This window comes from Bradyrhizobium sp. 2TAF24 (assembly GCF_052115025.1).
GTDB lineage: Bacteria > Pseudomonadota > Alphaproteobacteria > Rhizobiales > Xanthobacteraceae > Bradyrhizobium_A.
Window position 1 is genome coordinate 75,719 of the sequence record NZ_JBFRFW010000025.1, and the last position, 6,046, is coordinate 81,764.

The window sequence follows — 6,046 nt, forward strand, 5'->3', positions numbered from 1 at the left end:
CGGACGACGCCGATGGCCGCGAGCCGCGACAGCATCGACGGGCCGGTCGCGCTCGTCATCCAGCGCCGCATCGCCGACGAAGGCTTCGCCGCGTTCGCGCGCTGGAGCGGCGCGGTCGCCGAGCGGCTGAAATCCTGGCCGGGCTTTCTCGGCCAGGAAGTGGTGCCGCCACAGCCACCCGCCCATGTCGACTGGGTGCTGATCCTGCGCTTTGCATCCGCCGCCGCGGCACGCGGCTGGCTGCAGAGCGACCTGCGCGAAGAACTCCTCGCGCAGATTCGCCACCATTTCGTCGGGCCGGAAGACATTCATCTCCTGCCCGATGCCGGCCAACGCCAGGAGACCGCGGTTTCCGCCGTGATCTCCTTCAAGGTGCCGGCGGGCGACGATGACACCTTCCTCGCCTGGCAGCAGCGCATCCAGGCGGCGGAAGCGGAGTTCAAGGGATTCCTGCGCCACAAGATCGAGCCGCCGATCCCGGGCCTGCACGACGACTGGATCATCATCCTGTCGTTCGACAGCGACGCCCACCTGTCGGCATGGCTGGACTCGCCGGAGCGGCAGGCACTGCTGGCGGAAGGCGAGCGCTTCAACGCCGGCATGAGCGTGAAGCGGACGAGCTACGGCTTCAATTTCTGGTTTCCCGCCGGACAGGCCCCGGCGCCGGGCGCCGCCTTCATCTTCAAGTGCAACCTGCTCGTCCTGCTGGTGCTCTACCCCATCGTCTATCTCTGGGGGTTCTTCGTCAGCCGCCCGCTGATCGATGCCCATGGCGTGCCGTTCTGGCTGTCGCTGTTCATCGGCAATCTCGTCAGCACGCAGTTGCTGGGCTGGTGGGTGGTGCCCGCCGCCTTCAAGGTGTTCGACTGGTGGCTTGCGCCAAAGACCAGCACCGGCCGGCAGATCGGCGGCTACGCCCTCGTCGCCGCGCTCTATGCCGTCGCGATGGCGGCCTATGCGGTTCTTCTCGCCTGGAACTGGGGCAAGGGCTGAGGGAAGCGCGGCGCCGTGCGGCTGGCGCGGCGAACACCATCGCCGCGCCTTGCACCATCCGCGCCGGCATCTCGTCAGCGCGTCGCCAGCTTGCGCCGCTCCTCCTCGGTGAGGCCGCGCGTATCCTGCTCGGTCAGCGGACCGTACCCCACCACCTTGACGGGATCGTCGGGATTATAGCTCTGCCGCTCGGCGGCTGGCGGCCGGCGCTTGCTGTCCGGGGCCTCGTCGTCTCCCGAGCCGCCGCCATAGCCGAGCACCTCGACCATGATGATCGACGGCTGGCCGCTCTGCGACTGGGCCGGCATCGGCGCCTGCTGGTTCGCCGCCGTGGTGTTCGCCGCCGTGGTCAGCGCGCCGATCGGCGGGCCCTGCACGGTCGGAACGCCGGTCGCGGTCCCCTTCACCTCGATGTTGGCGGCGTTGACGATGTGCAGCGCCGCGAGGTTGAGGTTGCCGGAGACGCGGATGCCCGCCTCGCCGGGATCGATGGTGCCGAGCGGCGCGATCAGGTCGACCTGGCCGCGCGGCACCTCGGGCAACGGCTGCAGTGTCGCGATGCCGGCGCCGGTACTCGGCGTCTGCGGCGACAGCGTGACCCGGCCGTAGTTGTCGTACTCGCGCTTCGGAGGCGTGTAGACCTGGGTGGTCTTGGAGCCGCGGCCGGCGTTGATGTCGCCCTCCGCCGACCAGGCGATGATGTCGCCGCCGAAGGTCGTCATGATGCGCGACAAGCCGAGCAGCAGGCTGCCCTTCGAGTAGGTCTCGATGTTGCCCTTCCCTTGCGTGATCAGGCCCGAGGTCGGCGGCGGCACGACGCCGTCGACGCCGAGGACGATCCGGCCGCCCGGCGCCAGCAGCTGGATGCTGCCGCCGGCGACCGTGCGGACGCCGGCACCGCCGAACATGGTGATGTCGCCGAGGTAGCCGATCGGCGCACCGCTTGCATCATGATCGGGGAATAGCGCCGCGATTGCCTGGCGGCCGCGCAGATAGGAGCCGGGGCGCGGACCGCTGGCATCATTGAACTCGCGGCCGCCCTCGCGCAGCTCCCAATAATACACCTGCCGCAGGAACACGGCCTGCTGGTCCGGCGGCAGCGCCGCGAACCGCGCGCGCGCGTCCGCATCGGAGCCGCGGAAGCCGTACTGCTGGGAAAGCCAGTCGGCGAGCTCCTTCTCGTAGGTCTTGACCACCTTGCCGGGCTGGTCGGCGAGCGGAACATCCTTGCTGGCAAGATTGGCCGGATCGAGATAGCGCACCAGGCCGGCATAGTTCGTGCCAGCGGCGCCCGCCGTCATCACCACCGACGCGCCGGAGCGAAGGTCGCCGGGCACAACCGGTCCGAGGCTGATCACCGTGCCCTTGTCGGCCTGGTAGACATTGCGGCCCGCCGACACCAGCAGCGTGCCGGGGCCCGCGACCTGCAGGTTGGCGTAGAGGATGTCGCGCCCGGCCGACACCACCGAAACATCGTTGTCGCCGGTGTGCACGATCAGATTGCCGACATACAATGCCGTGTTTGTATTGTCGGGAACATCGGGCTGCGTGCCCAGGCTGACGATGTCGCGCGCGGCGATCAGGCGCAACGGCTTGGCCGCCACGCGCCAGCTCACCGATGGCCGCGGCCAGCTGCCGCCGCTGCCCGTGACGGTTTCACCACTCTTGAAGCCGACGATGTCACCACCGGCCGCATAGACCAGCATCGCCGTCGGGTCCGCCGCATGCAGGTTGCTCGCGGTGTTGGGCCCGAATGCGAACAGTTCGACGCCACCCGGCTCGAGAATATTGTAGTTGTTCGAGACCGTTCCCGTGCCGTTGGTATTGGTGATCTTGCCCTGCTCGCCACGCTGCCAGCCGACGAATCCCGGCTGCGACGGTGTCGCCAGGGCGCTGGGATCGGCGCCCGACATATCGATGGCGTAGCCGCCACCATAGATCGAACGACCGGCCAGCAGCTCGAGTTGCCCGATCGGCGACGGCGCCAGCAGCAGCGGTGAGGCCCGGAAGTCCGGCGGGACGTCATAGTTGCCGTAGTAGATGCTGCCGCTCGCCGCCAGCACCCGCAATGTCGGCGGATACACGAAGGCCAGATCGGTGTTTTGATCGATGGTGCCGCCCGCCAGCATATACGCCATGGTCGGAACGACATTGCCGCCGGCGGACGTCAGGTTGATGGCCGTCTCGTTGCGCCACAGGCTGAACCAGGTGAGACCGCCACCCACGTGATAGGTACCTGCGGCAGTATAGCCCGTCGTGTTCTGCAGCAGCACGCGGCCCGGATCGGCGGCGCCGGACAGCACGACGTCGCCGCGTGCCGACAGGTTGACCACGGCATCGCCCGGGATCACCAGCGGGCCGCCAAAGCCGAGCCCGACGTTGGCGGTCGATGAATCCGGCCAGCGCGGATCGATCGCGGTCTTGGTGCCGTAGGTCAGGTTGACGCCGCCGATGGTGCCGGCCTGCACGTCGATCTCGCCGCGCAGGTTGACCAGCACGCCGCTGGAGTCGCTCTTGACCCTGGTGGTCAAGAGCGTGGGCTGCAACGGGTTGAGCTGACCGCCGACCTTGAGCAGCAGGTCGCCGCCGCCGGTCAGGATGGGCGTTCCATCGGCCGCGATCCGGCCGGTCGAGCCCACGGCGATATTGAGCGCCGTCGTGTTTGAATTCGGCACTGGGCCGACGCTCTGGGTAACCAATATGCCGGCGTCGCCGCCGGCCAGCACGGCGACGTTGCCGCCGCCGAGCGTACCGAAACCGGTGAAGCCGAGGAGCGCGACAGATGTGTTGGAATCGCGTGGCTGCGGCAGCGCCACCGTGCCGAAATTGATCCACCACGCGGTGCGCTGGCCGACGATGTCGCCCCCCTGGCGCCACAACCAATTGCCGGGGTTGCCGTCCTGGTAAGTGCTGTTGTTGATGGACAGGCCGGTCAGGTTGCCCTGCGCGGCGACCAGCAGATTACCGCCACCATCCGGATACCAGGCGTGATAAACGCTGCTCAGGCCGCCATTGACCTGCGCCTCATAGGACACACCCGTAGGGCCGAGAACGGAGCGGCTGCTATCCATCGAGCTGTCCAGCCTGCCGCGCGGCAGGTCGTATTTGTCGTTGTCGGCGGCAAGCAGCTTCTGCGTGCCTGCCGTATAGATGCCATATCGCGTGCGCACCTGCAGATCGGCGCTGCTCAGCAGTTCGAGGTCTCCCGTTCCCGTCCGCACCACGCTCGGCACAGCGAACAGCTGCTTGGCGCTCTCGCCTCCGGCATTCCACACACAGTAGTCGCCGAGAACCGCGCAGATGCCGTCGTCTCCCGGATCACCGGGGGTTCCGAACGGATTTGTTCCATCCCCCATATCCTTCCATCTCCAGCCGGGATCCAGGACCGTCATGATGGCAGCGATCGAGGTGTCCGCGAGCACCAGGCTTCCCGCGTTGGCCGCCCGCGGTCGCAGCATGCGGCTGTCGGCGGCGTTGACATCGGCGCCGGCGACAAGACGCAGTGACCACGACTGTGATCCAGCCGGCAGCATCGGAGCTGCGGCCCAAATGCCTCGTGGTGTCGGATCATCACGCAGTTTCACAAGGTTGGCATCGCCCGGCAGCCGCACGTCCGTCATGCCCGGGATGAGGGCGCCAGCCGCCAGCGGCAGCGCGCCGTTCAAGGTCATATCGACCGGCAGCGCTGTGTTCTTCGGCCAGATCATCGGACCGACATTGATGTCGGATGCGAAGCGGTTGCCGGCGCCAAGGATCACGCCGGCGGGCAGCATGGTGTTCTGCCGCAACAACGTGCCGCGGGCGTAGATGACCGCACCGGCAGCATCGCGAATGTCGGCCCGCAGGACGGTGCCGGCCGGCAGCGTCAGCGCTCCCAGCAGCGGCGCGTCGGCGGGCAGCACGATGTTCGCGTTCAGCGTGAAGGCCTGCACCGGCAAGTCGTAGTTCAACACGCTGAAACGGGGGAAGACAGTGCCATCGGCCAGAACGACGCCGGCACGCGGGATCACCACGTCACCATATGCCTGCGTTCCTTTCACCAGAATCCATGCGACCTGGGGCGTGTTCTGCCCGTCGGAGCCGGCAAATGGCGCCGCTCCGAAGCCGTCGCTGACACTGCCGTAGACATTGAGGTTGCCGCCGGCGCGGATCACCAGCCGGCCCGGTTCGCCGGAGCCAGCAATCGCCGTCTTCTGCGTGTTCGGATTGACGCTGGCGTAACGGTAGCCCGACAGGTCGATGTCGCCGGAGATGGTGAGGTCGCCGGTCGACGTCGCGCTGGTGATCTCGACGCCCGGCCGCAGATGGAAGGCATCGGTGTAGGCGCTCAGGCCCTTGAGTCGGGCCTGCAGGTTGGTGTTTTGCAGCGCACCCGGCGTGTTGGTGAGCGAATTACCCGACATGAACAGGCTGTTGTCGGCATCCACAGTCGTCATCAACGCCTGATTGATGATGCCATCGGCTGGCTGGTAGGTGCGGAAGCCGTTGACCGCGATGCTGCGCGCGCCGGCGATCGTGACCGGCCCAGCCGCATCGATCGCCACGTCATTGGCGCCGTCGCCAGAGCCGCCGATACCACCAAGCCGTGGTGCGTTGAGATCGATCGTGCCACGCGTGACAGTGTCGGCCGAACGCACGTCGATGCGCGATCCGGGCGCAAGGCCGAGCCGGCCCCTGGTCGTCGTCAGGTCGACCACCGCGCGGTTGGGCGCATCGATCGGCTGGCCATAGCTGTCGACGCGCAGCACCGTGCCATGAGCATCGAGCACGGCGGTGCCGCCAAGCACGAGGTCGTCGCGCGACGACAGCCGGATCGTGCCGACCCGCTCGCCGCTCGCATTGACCGTGCCGTTGACGGTCAGCCGGCCGCCATCGACCGACACGGTGATGCTGTTCGCCACCAGCTCGTCGCCGATGGTGAGGTCGCCCTGCTTGATCTGGAAGCTGCGGGCGCCGACCACGCCACCTGCGGTGAGCCGCCGGTTGAGCCCGGCGAAATCGTCGACCGTCTGGCCGTGGACGTCGATGCTGCCGGCGAGATACGGCACCAGCG

Annotated in this window: 2 protein-coding genes; one reads left to right on the forward strand and one right to left on the reverse strand. The window is 67.7% G+C overall.

All coding sequences use genetic code 11. From position 1 onward, the window contains the following. Positions 1-12: 12 nt before the first annotated feature. Positions 13-993 carry an antibiotic biosynthesis monooxygenase gene (locus AB4Z37_RS29180; RefSeq protein WP_441520216.1) on the forward strand — a complete coding sequence of 327 codons (981 nt, stop codon included), beginning with the start codon at positions 13-15 and terminating at the stop codon, positions 991-993. A 74-nt stretch (positions 994-1,067) separates the two neighbouring features. On the opposite strand, the gene AB4Z37_RS29185 is transcribed toward AB4Z37_RS29180, so the two are convergent. Next, on the reverse strand, positions 1,068-6,046 hold a 4,979-nt coding region (locus AB4Z37_RS29185), incomplete at its 5' end, for a filamentous hemagglutinin family protein (protein WP_441520217.1).